This is a genomic window from Rhizobacter sp. P2_H2, assembly GCF_056403375.1.
In genome coordinates, this window is record NZ_JBFUFP010001181.1 from 1 (window position 1) to 1,583 (window position 1,583).

Sequence of the window (1,583 nt, forward strand, 5' to 3'; positions counted from 1 at the left end):
GTTCACCACCACCAGCGCGTGCGGATCCGCCTCTTTCAGCGCCTGTGTCACCGCCTTGACGCAGTGGCCGCAGCTCATCCCGTCCACTTGAAACTCGATCATCTCTCTCTCCAATGACATTGGTCGACAGTGACGCACTGTGAAGCTTGCCACGATGGCAAGGTCAAGCCTCGGCGCGAAGCCCCACGACGCACAAGGCCTTGACCTTGCCATGATGGTAAGGTCGACAGTCGCGTCATGAACACGAACTCCCTGTCCCTCAGCATCGGCGGCATGACCTGCGCGTCGTGCGTCGCGCGCGTCGAGAAAGCCTTGCAGCGCGTGCCCGGCGTGGTGTCGGCGACCGTCAACCTCGCGACCGAGCGCGCCGAGGTGCAGACCCGCGGCGGCGATGCCGCGGCGCTGCTCGCGGCGGTCGAGAAGGCGGGCTACGCGGCGCATGTGCACGAGGACGACGAGGCGCCCACTACCGCAGCGCCAGCCTGGCCGGTGATCGTGGCGGCCGCGCTGTCGCTGCCGCTGGTGCTGCCGATGTTGCTGTCGCTCGCTGGCATCGAGGCGATGCTGCCGGGCTGGCTGCAGTTGCTGCTCGCTGCACCGGTGCAGTTCGTGCTCGGCGCCCGCTTCTACCGCGCCGGCTGGAAGGCGCTGCGCGCGCGCGCCGGCAACATGGACCTGCTGGTCGCGCTCGGCACCTCGGCCGCCTTCGGGCTCAGCGTGCAGCAGCTGCTGGCGCATGGGGCGCAGGGCGGCCACGGCCACCTGTATTTCGAGGCGTCGGCGGTGGTGATCACGCTGGTGCTGCTCGGCAAGTGGCTGGAGCAGCGCGCGAAGCGCCAGGCCACCGATGCGATCCAGGCGCTGAACGCATTGCGCCCGCAGACGGCGCGCGTGCGCCGCGACGGCGTCGAGCGCGACCTGCCGATCGCGCAGCTGCAGGTCGGCGACCTCGTCGTGGTGCGGGCCGGCGAGCGCCTGCCGGTCGATGGCGAGGTGCTCGAAGGCGAGAGCCACGTCGATGAATCGCTGATCACCGGCGAAGGCCTGCCGGTGCTGCGCCAGCCGGGCGCGCGCGTGATCGGCGGGGCGGTCAACGGCGAAGGGCTGCTGCTGGTGCGTGCGACGACGCTCGGCGCCGCATCGGCGCTGTCGCGCATCGTCCACCTGGTCGAATCCGCGCAGGCGAAGAAGGCGCCGATCCAGCAGCTGGTCGACCGCGTCAGCGCGGTGTTCGTGCCGGTCGTGCTGGCGCTGGCCTTGGTCACGCTGCTCGGCTGGGGCATGGCGACCGGTGGCTGGGAGCAGGCGGTGCTGAATGCAGTGGCGGTGCTGGTGATCGCGTGCCCGTGTGCGCTCGGCCTCGCGACGCCGGCGGCGCTGATGGCCGGCACCGGCGTCGCGGCGCGGCGCGGCATCCTGATCAAGGACGCCGAGGCGCTGGAACGCGCGCGCCAGGTCGACATCGTCGCGTTCGACAAGACCGGCACGCTGACCGAGGGCCGGCCGGAGCTCGTCGCGTGCGAGGCGGCGGACGGCGATGCGCAGGCGCTGCTCGCCGACAGCGCGGCGCTGCAGGCCGGCAG

Annotated in this window: 1 protein-coding gene; it reads left to right on the forward strand. The window is 71.4% G+C overall.

Annotation, left to right across the window (positions count from 1 at the left end; translation table 11 throughout):
- Positions 1-237: 237 nt before the first annotated feature.
- Positions 238-1,583, forward strand: a 1,346-nt coding sequence (locus tag AC1D15_RS31365) for a heavy metal translocating P-type ATPase (protein WP_477829113.1), incomplete at its 3' end; no start/stop codon positions are given.